This window comes from Caballeronia concitans (genome assembly GCF_001544615.1).
Classification (GTDB): domain Bacteria; phylum Pseudomonadota; class Gammaproteobacteria; order Burkholderiales; family Burkholderiaceae; genus Caballeronia; species Caballeronia concitans.
Genome location: NZ_FCNV02000002.1, coordinates 1 through 17,193, shown reverse-complemented (window position 1 = coordinate 17,193; position 17,193 = coordinate 1). Strand labels below are relative to the sequence as shown.

Sequence of the window (17,193 nt, the reverse complement as noted above, 5' to 3'; positions counted from 1 at the left end):
TCTCTCGCCGCCGGTCAATAACTCGAATACAGCCGCACCGGCTGCGGGCTGATGCGGTAATCGTCCTTGCGCGCCGAGAAGGCAAAGCGCGCGTAGACCATGCCGGAACTCGGCGCGTAGTCGTGCGAATGATCGATGCTCACGCGCGCGCCCACTGCCAGTTGCGGACTCATCCGATACTCGACCGTCGCCGCGAGTCCATAGGAAAAGCTGACGCCGCGCGTGGAACTGCCGCTGAACTTCAACTGGCTGAGATCGGCGGCCGAAAGCCCCGCCACCGCCGGCAGTCCGTTCGGAAAATACGGCGAATCCTTTTCGTACGCGTTCGAAACGCCCGCCGTCGCCGTGACGTCCCACATGAAGCCGTTGCGCTTGCCCATGAACTCGAGCGGCACGCCGAGCGACAGATAGCGCTGCGGGCTGTAATAACCGCCCTGCCCGAACGTGTAGTAGCGCAAATTCTCGGTGTAATGCCACGCATTGCCGACGAGACCGGTCAACACGCGCATCGTCGCGCGCTCGTACACGGGCACGTTGAAGCCGGTGCGCAGCGTGAATTCCTGATTGCCCGCGACATTGCGCCCGCTCAGTTCGGCCACGCCGATATCCGCGAAGGTTTCGATCCTGCCGAAATCCGCGCCCACGTGAACGTCGATGCCGTCGCGCCGCACGCCGCCCCAGACGGTATGTGTGAGCGGATCGGCGAGTCCCGCGTAGGACAGTTCGCTGCTCGTCACCGCGCGCCGCGATGCGGACACGGACAGGCTCGCCGGTCCGGCATCGAACCGGTAGCGCGCGCCGCCGACGAGGTAATGCACCGGAAAGCCGATGGGCGTCGAGCCGAGGTCGAATCGCCATGCATCGGATACATAGCCGAATCCCCCGCCGAGTCCGTTCGCATGCTGATGCAGATCGCCCGGCGTCACGGGCGCCGACGCGAGATGATTCTGCAGCGCCGTGGTGTTCGCGCTGTCGTAGAAGCCGGCGGTCGTGCCGAACTGGCTCACCACGCTGGAAGGCGTCTGCCCCGCCGCGACGTTCGACGGATTGAAGAAGCCGTTGTCGTCGAGCGTCCCGGCATCGAGATGAACCGCGTCCGCGTGAATGAAGAAGTGGCCGTCGTAGCGATACGGAATCTGCACGTAGATCGGCACCTGCTGCGCGTGATACTCGGACACGCCGGCATCGCCGGACTTGTACGCCGGAATCCACGCCGTCTCGACTTCCGGATTGCGGCGCTGGTTCAGATCGTCGAAAGCGGACTGCGCGGGCGTCGGGCGGATGGCGCCCGCAGGCGCGCTGAACGCCGGCGCGACGCCTGCCGCGCGCTCCTGATCCATCGACAGCCGATACAGCGACGCCGCATCCGCGTAATCGCCCAGATCCTCGGCGACGCGTCCGGCCTGCAAGGTCACGTCCGGCCGCGCCGGATACGCGACGCGCAGCGGTTCGGTGATGTGCTGCGCATCGCGCGGACGGCGCAGCGCCGAGAGACGGCGCGCGGCGGACAGGCGCGTGTCGATGTCGTCGGGCGGCGCGGTGTCGACCACGCGCTGCACGATCGCGAGCGCGTCGCGGCGCTTGCCGCTGTCGCCCAGCACGCGCGCGAGCGTGAGCTGCGTCTCGAAGTCGTCGGGCGATGCGGCCAGCACCGGCGCGAGCGCCGCGCGCGCCGTGGCGTAATCGCCCTGCACGCGCGCGAGGTCCGCGACTTCGAACGCATAACGCTTGTCGCGGCGGCCCGCTTCGCTGACCGTGGCGAGCAACGCGCGGGCGCGCGCGTAGTCGGCGGCGGCGATGGCGTCGTCGGCCCGGCGCAGCACGCCGCGCAACGATTGATCTTCGAGCCGCTCGCGCTGGCGCGGCGTCAGTGCGTCGTCGCCGCGAAGCTGCGCGAGCACGCCCGCGAGTTCGGTTTCGCGCCGCGCCGCGCCGAGCAGATCGCCGTAGCGCAGGCGCACGTCGGCGTCGGTCTTCTCGGGATGCGCGGCCATCCAGTCGCGCAACAGCGCGAGACCGCGCGCCGCATCGCCATGATCGATGTACAGCGCGCCGATCGACGCGAGCATGTCGGCATCGTCCGTCGCGTCCGATTGCGCGCGATCCAGCGCGGCTTGCGCGGCGGCGGCGTCGTTTCGTGCATACGCGGCGCGGGCATCGCGCAGCGCTTGCTGCGCATTCAGATTGCGGGCGAGCGCGCGCATCGCGTCGGTGCGCTCGGCGTCGGGAACAGAACCGAGCGCGGCTTGCGCGCCCGCGAGATCGTCCGTCGAATTGCGATACAACGCGCTCGCGTAGCGCATCTGCGCATTCGGCGTGCGCGCGAGGCCGTCGTCCATCACGGCGCGGCCCAGTTGCGGCAGGCCGAGGTTCTGATAAAGCCGCGCGAGCGCGAAGCGCGTCCACGGCTGATTCGGATCGATCCGCAGCGATGCTTCGTACGCCTGCGCCGCCGGACCGTTGCGGCCGCTGTCGGCAAGCTGCTGCGCCTTCGCGGCGACGAGATCCGCGCGCATCGCGACGAGGCTTTCGCGATCGTCGGCGGCGGTGAAGCGGCTTTGCAGCGCCTCGATGAGCGGTTCGACTTCGTTCGCGCGCCCGGTACTTTCGAGCAGCGTGCGCGTGCTGCGCAACGCCGACAGGCTCGGCGCGGGACCGGCGAGTTGCGCGCGCAGCATCGGTTCGGCGGCGCGCCAGTTGCGTTGCGCGAGGAGCGCATCGGCGAGCAGGAGCTGGGCGTCGGCGTTGCCCGGCTGCATCGCGAGCGCCTCGCGGGCGAAGCGTTCGGCATCGGCCGGCTTGGCCGCGTTGGCGGCATCGCGTGCGTGCGCGAGCGTGCCCCAGAACTGCGCGGTGCGCGCGAGGCCCTGCCATTTCGCGCGGTTGTCGGGCGCGAGCGCGGCAGCGCGTTCGAACAGCGCGCGCGCCTCGTCGCGCTGGCCTTCGCGCATGCGGGCCATGCCGAGTCCGCCGACCGCTTCGGCATCGGTCGGACGAGCGGCGGCGGCGCGCGCGAGCAACGGCGACGCCGTCGCGACATCGCCGTGCGCGAGCGCCGCGAGGCCGCGTTGCTGCGCGATGTAATCGGGATCGCGCGCGAGCTTCTTCTGCGCCTCGACGCGCGCGTCGAGCAGCGCGACGCGGTCGCTCAATTCGCTGTCGTCGGGAACGAGCGCGAGATACGCGCGCAACGCGGGCAGATACGCCGTGTCCGCGCCCGCCGCTTGCAGCACGCGACGCCAGAGGTCGAGCGCGGTGCCGCGGTCGGCGTCGGTGCGCGCGGCCAGATTCCACGCGATGCGGTTCGCTTCCGCGCGCGTCGCGTCGCTGGCGTTCAGCAGGCGCGCGAGCGTGAGCGCGGCGTCGATGTCGTCGGGATCGGCGGCAACGCGGCGATGCAGCGCATTGAGCGCCTCGTTCCGGCGTGCGGGCGTCGCTGCGATGATCTGGTAGTACTCCGCGCCCAGCGCCCCCGACGGCGCGCCATGCGGAAACAGCGCCGACACGCGGCGCGCGGCTTCTTCCGACTGGCCGCTTCGGAACAGCAGCCGCACGGCCGCCATTTCCTGACGGCCGCTGACGGCGACGCGGTATTCGTCATCGACTTGCCGCGTGAGGAGCGCATCGGGCGCGGCGGTTTTCATGCGCGCGAGCGTCGCCGCCGCCTGTTGTGCCTGGCCGAGCCGCAACTGGATGCGCACGCGTTCCGCGAGCAGGCGCGGCTCGTCGGGCGCGATCAGCAAAGCCTTGTCGATGGCCTGCAACGCGAGATCGTCGCGATGCTTGTTCGCCCACGCGCGCGCGGTGGCGTAAAGGCGCGCGGGAATCGGTTGAAGCGGTTGAAGCGGTTGCAGCGGCGCGACTTCGCTTTGAGCGATGTTCGATGCCCGCACGTTCGCCGCATGCGCGGGCATCGCCGGCCATGGCGACGCGCAGACGATGCTCGCCGAAATCAGCGCGGCGCGCAGCGGCCCGGGCGTCGCGCGTCTGACACGAAGCGCGCGCGTCATCGGACACCTCCGCATTGCGATGCCGCCGTCTCCAGCGTGCCGTTCGCCGCGAAGCGATACCGTCCCTCGCGAAAGCCGAGGCCGAAGAGCGTCAGCACGCTCGTGTAATAGCCCGGCGCGGTTTCGGCTTCGGCGCGTGCAGCCTGCGCATCGGCGAGAGCGGATTCGCCGCGCGCCGCGAGAAACGGCACGGCGGCGGCGGAGAAGCCCGCGTTGCCGTCGTTCAGTCCAGGGCGGCCGGTGCGCGTATCGACGCGCTCGGGCGGCGCGCCGTGCTCCGCGATGTACGCGGCGAACGGCGCGAAACGTTGCAGCAGACCCGCGCGCGCAGCGTCGGACGATGCCAGCATGCCCGCCCACAGATAGACACGGATCGCGTTGTAGGCGCTTTCGGCTTGCGTGTCGGTATCCGGCTCGAAACCGCGATTCGCGCGATACAGCGCCCAGTCCGGCGAGAATCCGCGCGGCGCGGTATCGGCCAGCATGCGAGCCGACGACGCGGCGAGGCGCGGCCAGCGGGCATCGTCGGCAAGACTTGCGCCGATGCCGCGAATGACTTGCAGCGGCGCGTAGCTCGGATTCACGCGCCAGACATCGGCGGCCGGATGGAAACCCGCCGGGCCGGGCAAAAGCGTGAGGCCGAGACCGGGCACCGTCGCCGATTCCTCGTCGAGCACGCGCCGCGCGAGCGATGCGCCGCGCGCCGTGTAGCTGCGCTCGCCCCACGCGCGGCCCGCCTCGATCAGCGCATACGCGATCCACAAATCCGCGTCCGACGCGGCGTTCGTATCCAGCACGCGGAACGCGCCGGACGCGTCGCGGCCCCAGAGCCACGCGGGCAGGCGCGCGGTCAGGTCGCCCGCCGCGAGATTGTTTTCGGTCCAGCGGAGAATCGTGTCGAAGCTCGCGCGGTCGTTCGCGACGAGCGCGAAGAAAAGCGCGTACGACTGCCCTTCCGACACCGTGCGCTCATCGGCCGAACCGGCGTCGATCACGCGGCCTTCCTTCGACACGAAATCGCGCTTGAACGCGTCCCAGCGCGGCCACGACGAGCGGCACGCGAGCGGCGAGGTGGCGTCGGCATCGACATCGGCGGCGCTGGCCGGGAACGATGCGAACAGCGCCGTCATCGCCATGACGCCGGCCACGCGGCGGAGAACCGGAGTCATCGCTCAGATACCCTTGCGGCGCGCGGCCAGTTCCTGAAGCCCGGCGAATGCGCCGACGGCGAGCAGCAGGCCCGCGATCGCGCCGACCAAGCCGAGCAGCACCGGATGCGCCACCGCGTGACTCCACAGCTTCGCGTACCACGGCACGTAGCCGACGATGTACGTCTCGCCAACGCGCATGCTGTCCACGCCGCCGCGCCGCACGAGCGCGACATCGCCCTGCACTTGCGTGACGCGGTCGGACCGCTCGAGCACGTCGAGCAGGTCGTCGAGATGGCCTTCTCCGGTCGCGGCCAGCGCGATCACGCTGCGCCCCTTCGTGCCGGGCGACTGGAAGCCCATGAGCGCGGCAAGCGGGCCGTTCTGATCGAGCGACGCGCCGCCGCGCGTGACGAGCTTGCCGTCGCGCCACTGTTCGTGGACCGAGAACGACGCACGCGCGATGCCGGCCTGCGACGCCGCCGGATTCGCGATGGAAAGCGGCAGCGCATCGCGCCAGCGCGCGAACACGGGCGACGACGGCGCGCCGCCGATCACGAGTAAATCCTTTTGCGCGAGGCCGGGGACATCGCCGGGACGCGCGATGGTCACGCGCAGGCTCGGCAGGCCGGTCCACTGGCCCATGTGGCCGAGCATCGTGAGCATGGCTTCGAGTTCGGCGGGCGCCGGACGATCGGGAATCACGATGGCCGTCTGCGCGAGATCGGCGTATCGCGTGAACGGGAAGCCGCTGTTGGCGAAGTACGCCAGATTCGGCATGCGCGCGTAATGCACGAAGCCCGAGAAGTCGATGGTCGAATCCGGGTCCACCGCCGCGCGCGCCGTGTTGGTCGCCACGCCCGCGCACAGGCCGGTCTTCTGCGAATCGATGTTGAAGCGCAACTGCAACTGGTTCGAGCTGCCGACGCGAAACGCCGGAATGTCGAGCGTGTTCGCCGCGCCGCTATTCGTGCCGGACAAGAGCGGCAACTGGATGCGCCCTTCGCTGTCGTCGGCCTTGGCGGCCGGCAGATGGAACGACTTCACCAGCTGGTCGTTGATATCGACGGCGAGCGCCGAGTTGTTCTGCACCGTCGGCGCGGTGTAGCGGTATTTCAGATTGAGCGGCACGCCCGCCGCGTTCCACGAGAACAGATCGGCGGGCACGCGCAGGTTCAGGCGGATGGCGTCGGGTGCGCTCCCCGACACTTGCAGGCGCGAAGGATCGTCGACGAGTTCCTTGAAGCTCACCGGGCGGTTCGTCGGCATCCAGCGCGGCGCGTCGTAGGGCTCGCGCGGCTTGCCGATGTCCACGTGCGTGACCTTCGCGAACGCGCCCGACATGGCCGTGCGGCCGAGCACGAGCGCGTAGACGGCGTCGTCGACTTCGGCGGCGTCGCGGCCCGTCACGACGAGCAGCTTGCGATCGGCGGACGCGGGATTATCCGCGACGAGGATCGTCGGCCCGTCGATGCGCGGCAGTTCGATGCCCGGCGGCAACTGCGCCCGCGTGCCGACGATGACCGCGTGTTCGTTCGCGGGCAGCGCGGACAGCGCCGTCGCCACCGGAAAACGCGCGCCGCGATAATCGGCGAGCGCGCCGAACCACGACGCGAGCACGCCCGCGCTCCTGAGCGTCGCGCTGTCGGGCGATGCGGGCAGCAGGAACGGCAGCGTGAGCCGGTTGACGTCGCGAGCATCGAAGAACGGCGCGGGCAAGAGCGCGAGATCGCTCGGCAGCTTGATGGGCGCGGTATCGAGGATGAATTCGCTCGCCGGACTGACGTCGGCCCAGAGCGCGGTGTTCGCCGGGTCTTCGCAATGGTCGAGCGTGTAATGGCCGATGAAGCGCAGCCCGAACTGGTTGTAGTCGGTGAAGAGGCGCGGATCGAGCGGGATGTCCTGCGTGACCGTCGATCCGGCGTGCTCCTTGTCGAACGGCACGGTGGCGATGACTTCATTGTTGATCGACACCTTCACGTGCGACATCGCGAACACGAGCGCCGGCGAATACGTGTAGCGCAGACGCAGGCGCGCGCCGGTCACGACGCGGTCGAGCCGCACGCCGAGCGACACCGAGCGGGCGTCTTCGAGGCCGCGCAATTGCAGCGGCTGCCACGCGCCGAGCGCGGAGAACGGGATGTGGGTCGTCGTGGCGTTGGCGGGTGCGTCGGCGGGTGCGTCGGCGGCTGCCGCGGACGCTTCCGGGACGGACACGGGAGCGGGAACGGCGGCGGGCAGCGCTGCGGCGTAGAGTGCGCTGGCTGCCATTGCCAGCGACAGGCAGAAGGAGACGGCGGGTTTCATCGGCAATTCCGGGAAGCGGTGCGTGGCATGGCGGCGATGGCCGTCGTCTCGCATGCATTGATGTGGAGATTTACGGACGCGCGCTGCCGACACTGTCGAGAAGCGGCCGGAACAAACGCATAATGTCGGGCAGATCGGTTCAACTCAGCATCCTTCAAACAAAAACCGCCACGTCGCGTCATGGTCCGGCCAACTTCGTCATCGAATTCGTCTTCTTCCGCCGGCACGCCTGCCGCCGTCAAACGGCGCGGACTGCTGCGCGGCCTCTTTGCGCTGCGTCACTCGTGGGACGGCATTGCCGTCACCTGGCGCGAGGAAAGCGCGTTCCGTCAGGAGGCGTGCGTGGCGGCGGTGCTGCTGCCGATCGCGTTTCTCGTGCCGGTGAGCGCGGCGGAGCGCGTGCTGCTGGCGGCGTCCGTGCTGCTCGTGCTGCTGGTCGAGCTGATCAATTCGAGCATCGAGGCGGCCATCGACCGCATTTCACTCGACCGCCACGAGCTGTCAGGCCGCGCGAAAGACTGCGCGAGCGCCGCAGTCACCGTGTCCATTCTCATTACCGCGATGACCTGGGGCGTGATCTGCGGACCGGTCGCGTGGCACTGGGTGGGCACGCATTTGTGACACACGCGTGACGAGCGCCTGATGGGTATGTCGGCGGGGAATGGGGAATCTTGAGGGGGTGGGAAGCGAGGAACCGAGGCGGTGGTGGGGACGGATGGAGGCCTTTAACGAAGCAATCGACCCATTGAGAACCTCGCGCCGACGCGGCTTCGACTACCTGGCAGACCGCGTTGCGGCTGATACGACTGAAGCGCCTTGCACTGGTTGAACGATATCTGGCGCGGCGCCGGCTTTTGTGATGTTTCGGGTGTTGCCATGTTCTTCGTGGTTGTTATGAGGGACGTTTATTGCGAAGCGAGGGATTTGGCGAGCGCAGGCGTCGACGGTTGCTCGAGTTGCTGCCCCATCGACCCGATGACGGCCTGCGTCGCTGTCTGAGTAGCGGCCTTCAGCGCGGCTCCCCCGCCTCCCGTGATCGCGGCTTGCGCAACGGACAACGCGGGCGCGGCCAGCGCGGGCAGTTCGGTCATCGCAGCCGTCTGAGCGGCAGCCACCGCCGGCCCCGTCAGGCTCGGCAGCGCCGCATCGGGCGAGCCGTCTGCCTGCACGTTCGCTGCGCCGTCGGGCTCCGCCCACTTGCGCTCGTCGTCCTTGATCGGATACCCGTCCTCGAAATACTTGATGCTCCCGCCGCCGCGCGGCACGTTGGCGAGCATCCCCTTGCCGTTCTCATCGAGCTTGCCCCACCGGAATGAGCCGTCGGGATAGTCCACCCGGTACGACGCGTTCTTGACAGGCTCGCCGTTCGGATAGACGTGCCACAGCTGCATGCCGGTCGGCTCCTGCTTGGGCATGAGCGGCAACGCACTCTGCTTGGTGGCCGACCCGCTGACCCGCAGGGGTCCTTTCAATCTGACATCGCTCGGGCTTCCGATTTCCACGCCCGAACTGTTCAGCTTGATGTACGAGCCGCCGCAATACAGCGTCAATTCAGACTTTGCGTTGAGCGTGATGGCGTCCTCGGTGCTGGCGATGGTCACGCCCTTGAGCGCGGCAAGATTCAGCGCATCGCCTTGCGCCTGCACGTCCACCTTGCCCTCTGCGGCGGTGACTTTCACGCCCTGCGCGTTAGCGAAGATCGACACGGCGTTGCCCGCCGCAACCGTGTAATTGCCGCCGATCGCGGCATCGGCGTTGCCACCTGTAGTCGTGAATAGATGGCCGCCCGCCGACAGTTGCATGTGCTCGCCGCTCGTAAGGGCGACGCCATGCGGGGCCGAGGCGAGCAACACCGCCTGCTGCAAGTCCTTCAGTTGCGTCTCCAGCAGCGCCTTCTGCGCTTCGCAATCGGCTACGATGGCCTTGGCCTTGCTGACCGCCTCGGACAAGCTCTGCATCCGTCCCTGTGCTGTCTGCAACTGCGCGAGCGCCGCGCTCATGTCGAGCGTCTGACCGCTGGCAGCCTGTTGCGCATCGGCACTCAGGAACAGGCCTTTACCTGCACGCAGCGCACCCCACGAATCCGAGCGCAACTCGAATCCTTCACCTCGCTTCTGGCGTCTGGAATCGACGATATAGCCCAGGTTCAGTTGCGTCTTGCCGCCGTATTCGGTGGCGAGCTTGGCGCCTTCCTTTCCCTTGGCGTCTTCGAGCCTGAGCTTGTTGTTGCTGACCGTGCGAATGGCGTTGCGCGTGTTCCACCCGTCGAGACCGTGGATCAGGTCGCTCGCATAAGCGTGGTGATGGATGTGGGCGATGTAGGGGCAGCGGGGATCTCCCCCGGCGAAGGCGATGGCGACCTCCGTATTGCGCAACAAGGGGAAATGAAAGCCCGTCTGATGCGCGCCCGCGAAGGGCTTCGCCAGGCGCAACGGCACGCTTTCACCGCCCGATGGCCACTCGTCCGTATCGAAGTCGAAACGCGCCGTATAAAGGCCGTGCTCATCCATTTCGGCGAACTCGGCATCTTCATCGCGCGTCGTGACTCGCGCGCTCAACGTACCGGAAATTTTCGGCCACGAATCCTCGCGAAGCGGGATCCGATAGGGCCGGTCCGCCGGAATCGCGCGAAACGTGTTGTGATACGACTTGTCGCGCGCGGCTTCGTGAATGACTTCGGTGAGCATGAAACCATGCGGCGCATCGGGCAGCTTTTCGTCGGTGCGCACGACCAGCCCCGTGCAGAAAGCTGACACGGTGCTCTTGCCTTCGAACCGAATTTGTCCCGACAACGCTTCTTCGTGACGCAGGCGCGCTTCCCATTGAGCGCTGTCGGCATCGAGATGATGACTGCCCCACGTGTAGGTCTGGCCGTAAGTGGTTTTGTCGTCGTGCGCGAGGTTGACCTGCGCTTCGAACGGTTCCCATGACTTCGCGGGGTTGTAGTTCCTGACGCGCACCGATTGAGCGAAGGCGACGCTATGGGTCTGCAGCGAGAGGATCGCCTCGTTGCCGGTCTCTAGCCCCGACGTTTCGCGCACCAGGACCGGCGTGCGCAACTGGTAGTCGTACCCGTCTATGTCGTCCGCGAAGATTACCTGATCGCCGAAATCGCCGGGGCGGGTATAGCAGAAGAGGCCTGACTGACGCATTAAGAGATGGATGAACGCCCAGTCCGACATTTGATGCTGCATGTGGAAGGCGAGCGTCGGAAACTCGCGACGCAGCCTGAACGCGAACTGATGCGTAAGAAAACCGTGCGACAACAGGATCGCCTGGATCATGTCGGGCACGGTCTTGTTCTGATAGACGCGGGAGCGTTTGGTGATGCGCAATCGCGCAAGCGGCGATTCCACCACGATCCGATACGCGCAAAAATCACGCGTCTTGCGGGTACGTATAAAGCGGGTGACGACGCCGTTGAACTCGCGCGGCGTGCCCTCGTCGGGCGCGGGCTCGATGCTGAACGTCGCACTGCGTCCGAGGTAGTCAGCGAGCGCCAACTCGGCGTTGGCCGTCAGTTCGAGCGTGATGTGATACGGCTCGCCCAAGCGTTCAATGGCCTTGACCGAAACAATAGAAAGGCCATCGGTCGGGGCCGCGCCTCGAACCTTGAGGAAATAGGATTGGCGCCCCGTGATCCAGCGTGCGAGCACGCTGGGACGCGTAGTTTGTACGTCCATGGAGAATTCTCATACATGAAGGAGGATTTCAGGTTGCACACCTGACGATCACCCCGTGAATGAAAACAGCGATACTGCTTTTAATGAGGATTGCTGTTCGACGCAATTGGGAAATTTCTGAAAAGGCCACGTGGTGTGAAGAACAAAGCGCCGACGAAGCAGCACGCATTTCGTCACGCGACCCGAATATGCACCCTTCAGAACGGCGCTCGGTCCGCCCTGCCTGCCTGTGGCGGACATTGCGTCAACTTGATTCCGAGCCACTTCAGAATCTTCGGCGCGAAGCGCGCGCCGCCACGAACTGACGGTTTGGAAGTTGAGAACACTTGCAAAAAGCGAGCACTGTTTCGTCCTCTAGAAAACGCGTATGCCGAACGGCAGTTCAATCGCGACGGTTCGGCCCCGCCCGATGATGTGCAGACTGTTTTACTCTGCGATGGAGTTCATCCGCCGATACCTTCAAATTCAAAAGTGGTTTGCATTCAAAGACCGTTAGTCGCGTATTGACCGGAACCACGCTTCCTTCGCGGACCTACCCGGAGAGCCCCGCCACATGGACACCGCCATCGACCGCACTCTGATCCGTGACATCTCGCGCGATGTCCTGACGCAGCTCGCGCCCGAGGAGCTTCCGCTCTTCACGACGATCAGCGACGCCTGGTTCGCCGATCCCGCCGCCGCGCAGAAAGCATCGCGCAACCGCGACGCAGCGCTCGGCTTCGGCGCGGACACCGTCGCGCTCTTCACGCCCCTCATCCTGCAAGTGGTCTCCGAAATCCTGCCGATGCTCGGCAGCATCGCGCGCAAGGCGACGGAAACCGCAGTCGGCGAAGAAGTGTCGATCGTGATTAAGAACATGTTCCGGCGCAACGACGGAAGCGCGGACGTTCACGCCAACGCAGAAGCCGCGCCGGCTCTCACGACGCAAGAGCTGGGCGAAGTCCACCGGAACGTGATCGCGGCGGGCAAGCGCCTGCGCCTCGCACCGGCTGAAACGCAGCGGCTCGCCGACGCCGTCGTCGCCCAGTTCGTCTTGCCGAGGAAGTGACGCATCGTGCCGGCATCCGACGTATCCGGGCAACCGAAGCCGCGGCTCAATCCGCTGCCCTTCCCGTCCGACATCACGCTGCGATTCGATTTGCTGATCGTGCTCGTCGTCTGCGTCAGCAGCCAGTTTTACGGGCACTTCTGGGAAAGCATCCACGTCGAGCAACGGGATGCGCTCGCGGCGTGCGCGTCGGGCGTGGTCACGCGCGTCTTCGATGCAGGCGCCAACGTGACGGAGCAGTCGGCGCAGTCGGCGCAAGCGGTCATGCCGCAGGTCGCGACGTGCATGGCGCTGCTCAGGCCGCAAACGACGTGGAAGATCGCGGGGATCGTCGTCACGCTGGCGCTCGGCGCGCTGTTCTACTGGCTGTTTCCGCTCTGGAAGCTGAAGACGCAGCGGCTTGCGCCCATCGCCCGCGACGATCCGCCCGGCCTCTTCGATGCCCTCGACGCCCTGTGCCGCGAAGCGCAACTGACGCCCGCGCCGTCGTTCGTCTGGAATCCGCTTGCGAGCGGCCTGCCCGTGACGTTCGGACGCCGCCGCGATTACTACGTCGCGCTGAGCGGCGCGTTCGTCGCCCGCTACTTCTATGCCGACCGCGCCGCGTTCCGCGCGGTCATCCTTCACGAACTGGCGCACATCCGCAACCGCGACATCGACAAAACCTTCATGACGATCTCCGCGTGTCTCGCGTTCGTCATCGTGAGCGTGGTTCCGCTGCTCGGCATCGGCGCGTTCGGCGCGCGTACGTGGCATCAAAGTCTCTTTCTGCTCGGCAAGACCGCGCTGTGGAGCGCGCTGGTGCTGCTGTCGGGCGCGTCGGTGCTGCGCGTTCGCGAGTTCTACGCGGACTTGCAGGCGTCGCAATGGGATGAATCGCCCGCACAGGTCGATCGCGTGCTCGCGCGTCTCGCCGCCGCCTCGCCGCACGGACACAGCGCGTATCCGAGCCTGCATCCGCGCGGCGAGGCGCGTCGCGCCGTGCTCGTCGATACCACGCCGCTCTTTCGCCTCGACAAATGGGATGCGCTCGGCATCGGCTTTGCGGCGGGCGTCGTCATCGAGACGATCAACGGCTTTCTGATCGGCTTCGTGCCGGCGGGGTCGGCGAGCGCGGTCGCGCGCGTGTCGGTCGTCGTGTCGATCGTGACGCCGCTCGCCGTGATGATCCTCGCCATCGGCGCGCTCAGCACCGGCATCTGGCGCGGCGCGTACGCGGCCGTGATGAACGGGCGCGATCCGGTCAAGGGCACGGCGGCGGCCGGCGCACTCTTCGCGCTCGGCTACTTCCTGAATCAGGTGTTGATTGGCGCGGAGTTCGTGCTGGGCGGAGAATCGGCGCCTCGGCTTGCGGCGGATCATGCGCTCAGGCTGCTCGAGATTCATGTGATCGCGCTCGTCTTCGCGATCATCGGATGCTGGCTGATCTGCAACTGGATCGCGCGCGCGGCGGCGGCGTGGGTCGGCGTGACGGTGAAGAGCGCGTCGCCGCTGCCGGTGCTTAAGCTGACCGGCGCGATCTCCATCGCGGTCGTCGCGGCGATGTTCGCGTGGGGCGCGTTCGCGTCCGCGTCGCTCGGGTCGCTCGGGCCGGACAACAACTTCTACACGTCGCTCGTGATGATCGCGCCGCCGCTCGTCGTCGGTGCGCTCGCGGCGTGGCTCTTTCCGTGGTCATCGCGATGGTTCGCGCGCCTGCGACACGACTTGCCGCTATCCGGCTGGGTATTTCTCGACGATACGATGCCGCGTGTCGATACGTCGCTGCGGCTTGCTGAATTCCGGCCCGCGCGGGCGATATCGACGGGCGTGCTCATCGGTCTCGTGTTTTGTTTGTGGATCGAACTGCTGCGGTTTCGCCGCTTGCTGCCCCCGGATGCGGAGGCGGCGATCCATGCGTCGTTCACGCCGCTCGTTCGCATCGCACAGCGCGCGGGCAGCAGCGGCTTCGCGCTCGTCATGCCGATTGCGTTCGCGGCGGCGCTGGCGGCGTTCATCGCGGCGTGGCGGCGCGGCACGTTCAATGCGCTGTATGGGCTATGCGCGGGGTCTGTCGCGGGAATCGTGATGAGCGTGGGCGGGCTCGTGACCATCGAACTGAACGCGCAATCGACGCTGGATTCCGCGCTGACATCGGTGCTGCTTTATCTGTGCGTGGCGTCGGTGGCGGCGCTTCTTGGGGCGATGGCGGGGGCAGTCGTCGGGAGGATGCGAGGCAGCGTGGAGCCGCAGCCGTCGGTTTCGGTGATGCGCAGAGGCGTCATCGTTTCGCTCGCCGCCGTGGTCATCGCGGGGTGGGTCAAGTCGATTCTTGACATTTGATGAGGGGGCGTATGACGGTAGGGCTCGGCAGTGAAGCTCAAGACGTCACTTGAGAGTCGGAGTCAGCTTCGTTCGTAAGCGTTCTTATTCAAAACTACAGGGGATAAACGACTCCTTTGCGACGGTCGCATTTTCAGTAGCGAAGTCGGGTCATGCAGCAGTCCGGGACGTTGGGACGGGCGCTCTGAGACAGCAGATCGGCCGTTGCCGACCTCACGCGTACGATCAAGTCAACGGGGACAGCGATAAACCAGCTCATCGCCCACGCGCTTCTCAGAAGTGCGACGAGTGAGTTGAAGGACTCTGGCATAGCCATCTCAGGGACTGGAACGAGGCGAGCCCTCGACCGGAAAACGCTCGCTCGTGAGTCGCGGCTCTGGTGTAAAGGTGGCCGATACCGAAGAAGTCCAAGGTCTGCCTCCTCATCATGGGCAGAAGACTTGTCCTGCGCTCGACGAGCATGGCGAGCCAAGTCTCGCTATGCAGAACCGCACCGATTGGCGCCGCCTCGTCAGCCACGCTCCTTACGTCACTTCCTGTCTAGTGAATAGCGCCCGGGGCCAGTGACCGCGAGCAACAGTAGACCTCCTATGATGCTGAGATTCTTGTAGAAGTTGATCATATTCGCGTACTGCTCCGTTCCCGTCATGGTCCAGTAGTGATGGCCGACGAAAGCAGTGCCCAGCGTATAGAGCGCGAGCAGCAAGGCGAGGGGCCGGGTGTAGAAGCCGATGACAATTGCGATGCCCACGAGGAGTTCCATCACGACGGCGACGATCGCAGCAAGCGTCGGCGCGGGCGCGCCGACCGAACCCATATAGGCAACCGCTCCGGAAAAGCCCATCAGCTTCTGCCATCCGAAGAGGACAAAAAGAAGCATCAGGAGCAAGCGCGCAAGCAGAATCAACGCGTCCTTGCGTTGCTCGAGAGAGAAGTAGCGCATGGCATCGACTTTGAATGAAGGCGGGAGATCATTGGAAGAGTCTGGCAGCCAACTCGGCGACGTGCTTTCCCTGATAACGCGCAATGTCGAGTTCGTTCTTCGACGGTTGCCGGCTTCCGTCGGCTCCGGCGAGTGTGGTGGCGCCATACGGCGTTCCGCCCGTTATCTCGTTCATATTCGTGAGTCCGGCGCACGCGTAAGGTACACCAACGATAACCATGCCTTGATGAAGCAACGTGGAATGGAACGACGTGATCGTGGTTTCCTGGCCGCCATGCTGCGTACCGGTTGACGCGAATACGCTGCTGATCTTGCCAATAAGAGCGCCATTCATCCACAGACCGCCGGTCTGGTCGAGAAACGTACGCATCTGCCCGGCCATGTTCCCGAACCGGGTCGGGGTGCCGAAGATGATCGCGTCGTAGTCTCCGAGTTCGCCGGGCGTCGCGATCGGCGCTACCTGGTTCAGCTTGACGCCGATCGCCTTGGCCTGTTCGTCGGGAATCGTTTCAGGCACCCGTTTTAGCGTCACATCCGTACCCGGCACGGAGCGGGCACCCTCGACCACTTCATTGGCCATCGTTTCGATGTGGCCGTACATCGAGTAATACAGAACCAGTACCTTCGCCATTTTCTCTCCCGGTAGATGTGCCGCGATCCCCGCGCCCATTTCAATAACGCGTCACATGACTTTCTGTGTTGGATCAGCGCGGCTGTTCCGGATCACCGCCCTAAAGCTCGTACTTCCCCCCTTGCAAGTAAGAGCCGAACGCTCCCAGCTTGCATGGCCGGTTAAATACGAACTTACCTAGCACGCTCTCTCCCAAACTTTTGCTTCCTGCGCGAATGCAGTGAAACGGGTATGACTGCCCAAATCAATATAGTCGATCTGTCGGCGAGTGACAGGAATGCCTCGCTTAATGCCTTCCAGAGAGCTGTTAAAGCCCCAAAGGTTGGATCGGCATCCAACCTTTGGGGTGCACGTCGATGCTTCACGCCGCGGAGGTACTCGGCTCTCACGAGCTTTGCGCCCTCCACCATAAAAAGGCTACGTCGCGGCGCGTCGTTCGGGCGAACTTGGCTCAGTTAATGTGGATAGGAATGTATGTGGCGTTATTGCTCGGTATGTTATCCGGCACGACGCTATCGATGTCTACGATCGTACCCAGCCAGTAGTTCGTGTTGGTGCGTAGATCGGCCGGGATCGTCAAGGTTCTTCGATAAGTGAGAACATCGTTACGAACGAGCGTCATACCAGTATTCACTGCGATGCGCCTGTCCGTTCTCTGGATGAAGTCGTCGTCTGATATGTACCATCCGGTATTGACCGTCTGCGGGCTTTTGCCGTTGTTTTCGTACGTGAATTCGACTTGCACCGTCTGGCCGCGGTTGACACGATAAGCTGCCTCTCCATTCACGGACACGGTCGGTAGTACCGTCCCTGCTGCATCATAAACGCCCGTCTTGACGTGATGAGAGTACTGCCCGGCCGCACTGGCATATTTCCAGTGCGCCACGCCGAGATCCTCATAACTGGCGGACCACAGGCCGTACAGCGCGACAGCGCCGTCGCTCGCGTCCTCGCCAAGATAGCCTCTCGCCGCTGAGCCGTTGGCCCAGATGTGCTCGAAGTCTGTGCCCATGATGTTGTACTCTGGGCCGGCCCCCGCAAACACCGGACATGCGGCAACGCTTAAATTTTGAGGTAGTCTTCTGCCTATGTTTAAGCCTA

Annotated in this window: 10 protein-coding genes; 3 read left to right on the top strand and 7 right to left on the bottom strand. The window is 65.5% G+C overall.

The features are described 5' to 3' along the window. Positions 1 to 14: 14 nt before the first annotated feature. From AWB72_RS06210 to bcsB, 3 genes are read right to left on the bottom strand one after another with little or no spacing between them, the layout of a single operon-like run. Entirely contained in the window at positions 15 to 4,010 is a 3,996-nt protein-coding gene (locus AWB72_RS06210) for a cellulose synthase subunit BcsC-related outer membrane protein (RefSeq protein WP_208863116.1), read from the bottom strand. Continuing rightward, the gene (bcsZ, locus tag AWB72_RS06205; RefSeq protein ID WP_052449845.1) at positions 4,007 to 5,179 is read right to left on the bottom strand and encodes a cellulose synthase complex periplasmic endoglucanase BcsZ; all 1,173 of its coding nucleotides are present in this window, start codon (positions 5,177 to 5,179) and stop codon (positions 4,007 to 4,009) included. Before bcsZ ends, AWB72_RS06210 begins: the two co-directional genes overlap by 4 nt. Before the next feature lie 3 nt (positions 5,180 to 5,182). Next, on the bottom strand, positions 5,183 to 7,465 hold the full coding sequence (gene bcsB, locus AWB72_RS06200; protein ID WP_040050226.1) for a cellulose biosynthesis cyclic di-GMP-binding regulatory protein BcsB: 2,283 nt from the start codon (positions 7,463 to 7,465) through the stop codon (positions 5,183 to 5,185). 180 nt (positions 7,466 to 7,645) lie between these two features. Between bcsB and AWB72_RS06195 the strand changes: the two genes are divergently transcribed. Next, entirely contained in the window at positions 7,646 to 8,086 is a 441-nt protein-coding gene (locus AWB72_RS06195) for a diacylglycerol kinase (protein ID WP_040050220.1), read from the top strand. A gap of 284 nt (positions 8,087 to 8,370) precedes the next feature. On the opposite strand, the gene AWB72_RS06190 is transcribed toward AWB72_RS06195, so the two are convergent. Continuing rightward, positions 8,371 to 11,148: a type VI secretion system Vgr family protein gene (locus tag AWB72_RS06190; RefSeq protein ID WP_087127951.1), complete on the bottom strand. Its 2,778-nt coding sequence runs from the start codon at positions 11,146 to 11,148 to the stop codon at positions 8,371 to 8,373. Between the two features lie 553 nt (positions 11,149 to 11,701). Here AWB72_RS06190 and AWB72_RS06185 point away from each other — a divergent pair. Next, positions 11,702 to 12,196, top strand: a complete 495-nt coding sequence (locus AWB72_RS06185; protein ID WP_040050221.1) for a hypothetical protein — start codon at positions 11,702 to 11,704, stop codon at positions 12,194 to 12,196. Between the two features lie 6 nt (positions 12,197 to 12,202). Continuing rightward, complete coding sequence (locus tag AWB72_RS06180) at positions 12,203 to 14,518, top strand: M48 family metalloprotease (RefSeq protein WP_087127949.1); 2,316 nt, start codon at positions 12,203 to 12,205, stop codon at positions 14,516 to 14,518. Positions 14,519 to 15,047: 529 nt separating this feature from the next. On the opposite strand, the gene AWB72_RS06170 is transcribed toward AWB72_RS06180, so the two are convergent. From AWB72_RS06170 to AWB72_RS06160, 3 genes are all read right to left on the bottom strand, one after another. Then, positions 15,048 to 15,461: a DoxX family protein gene (locus AWB72_RS06170; RefSeq protein ID WP_040050224.1), complete on the bottom strand. Its 414-nt coding sequence runs from the start codon at positions 15,459 to 15,461 to the stop codon at positions 15,048 to 15,050. Positions 15,462 to 15,489: 28 nt separating this feature from the next. After that, entirely contained in the window at positions 15,490 to 16,092 is a 603-nt protein-coding gene (gene wrbA / locus AWB72_RS06165; RefSeq protein ID WP_040050228.1) for an NAD(P)H:quinone oxidoreductase, read from the bottom strand. Positions 16,093 to 16,543: 451 nt separating this feature from the next. After that, positions 16,544 to 17,193, bottom strand: a 650-nt coding sequence (locus tag AWB72_RS06160) for a hypothetical protein (protein ID WP_208863115.1), incomplete at its 5' end; no start/stop codon positions are given.

What these genes read in the sequence shown, in the direction of transcription:
- bcsB (WP_040050226.1), bottom strand. Translation starts at nt 7,465, where the DNA reads ATGAAACCCGCCGTCTCCTTCTGCCTGTCGCTGGCAATGGCAGCCAGC.
- AWB72_RS06195 (WP_040050220.1), top strand. Translation starts at nt 7,646, where the DNA reads ATGGTCCGGCCAACTTCGTCATCGAATTCGTCTTCTTCCGCCGGCACG.
- bcsZ (WP_052449845.1), bottom strand. Translation starts at nt 5,179, where the DNA reads ATGACTCCGGTTCTCCGCCGCGTGGCCGGCGTCATGGCGATGACGGCG.
- AWB72_RS06185 (WP_040050221.1), top strand. Translation starts at nt 11,702, where the DNA reads ATGGACACCGCCATCGACCGCACTCTGATCCGTGACATCTCGCGCGAT.
- AWB72_RS06190 (WP_087127951.1), bottom strand. Translation starts at nt 11,148, where the DNA reads ATGGACGTACAAACTACGCGTCCCAGCGTGCTCGCACGCTGGATCACG.
- AWB72_RS06210 (WP_208863116.1), bottom strand. Translation starts at nt 4,010, where the DNA reads ATGACGCGCGCGCTTCGTGTCAGACGCGCGACGCCCGGGCCGCTGCGC.
- wrbA (WP_040050228.1), bottom strand. Translation starts at nt 16,092, where the DNA reads ATGGCGAAGGTACTGGTTCTGTATTACTCGATGTACGGCCACATCGAA.
- AWB72_RS06170 (WP_040050224.1), bottom strand. Translation starts at nt 15,461, where the DNA reads ATGCGCTACTTCTCTCTCGAGCAACGCAAGGACGCGTTGATTCTGCTT.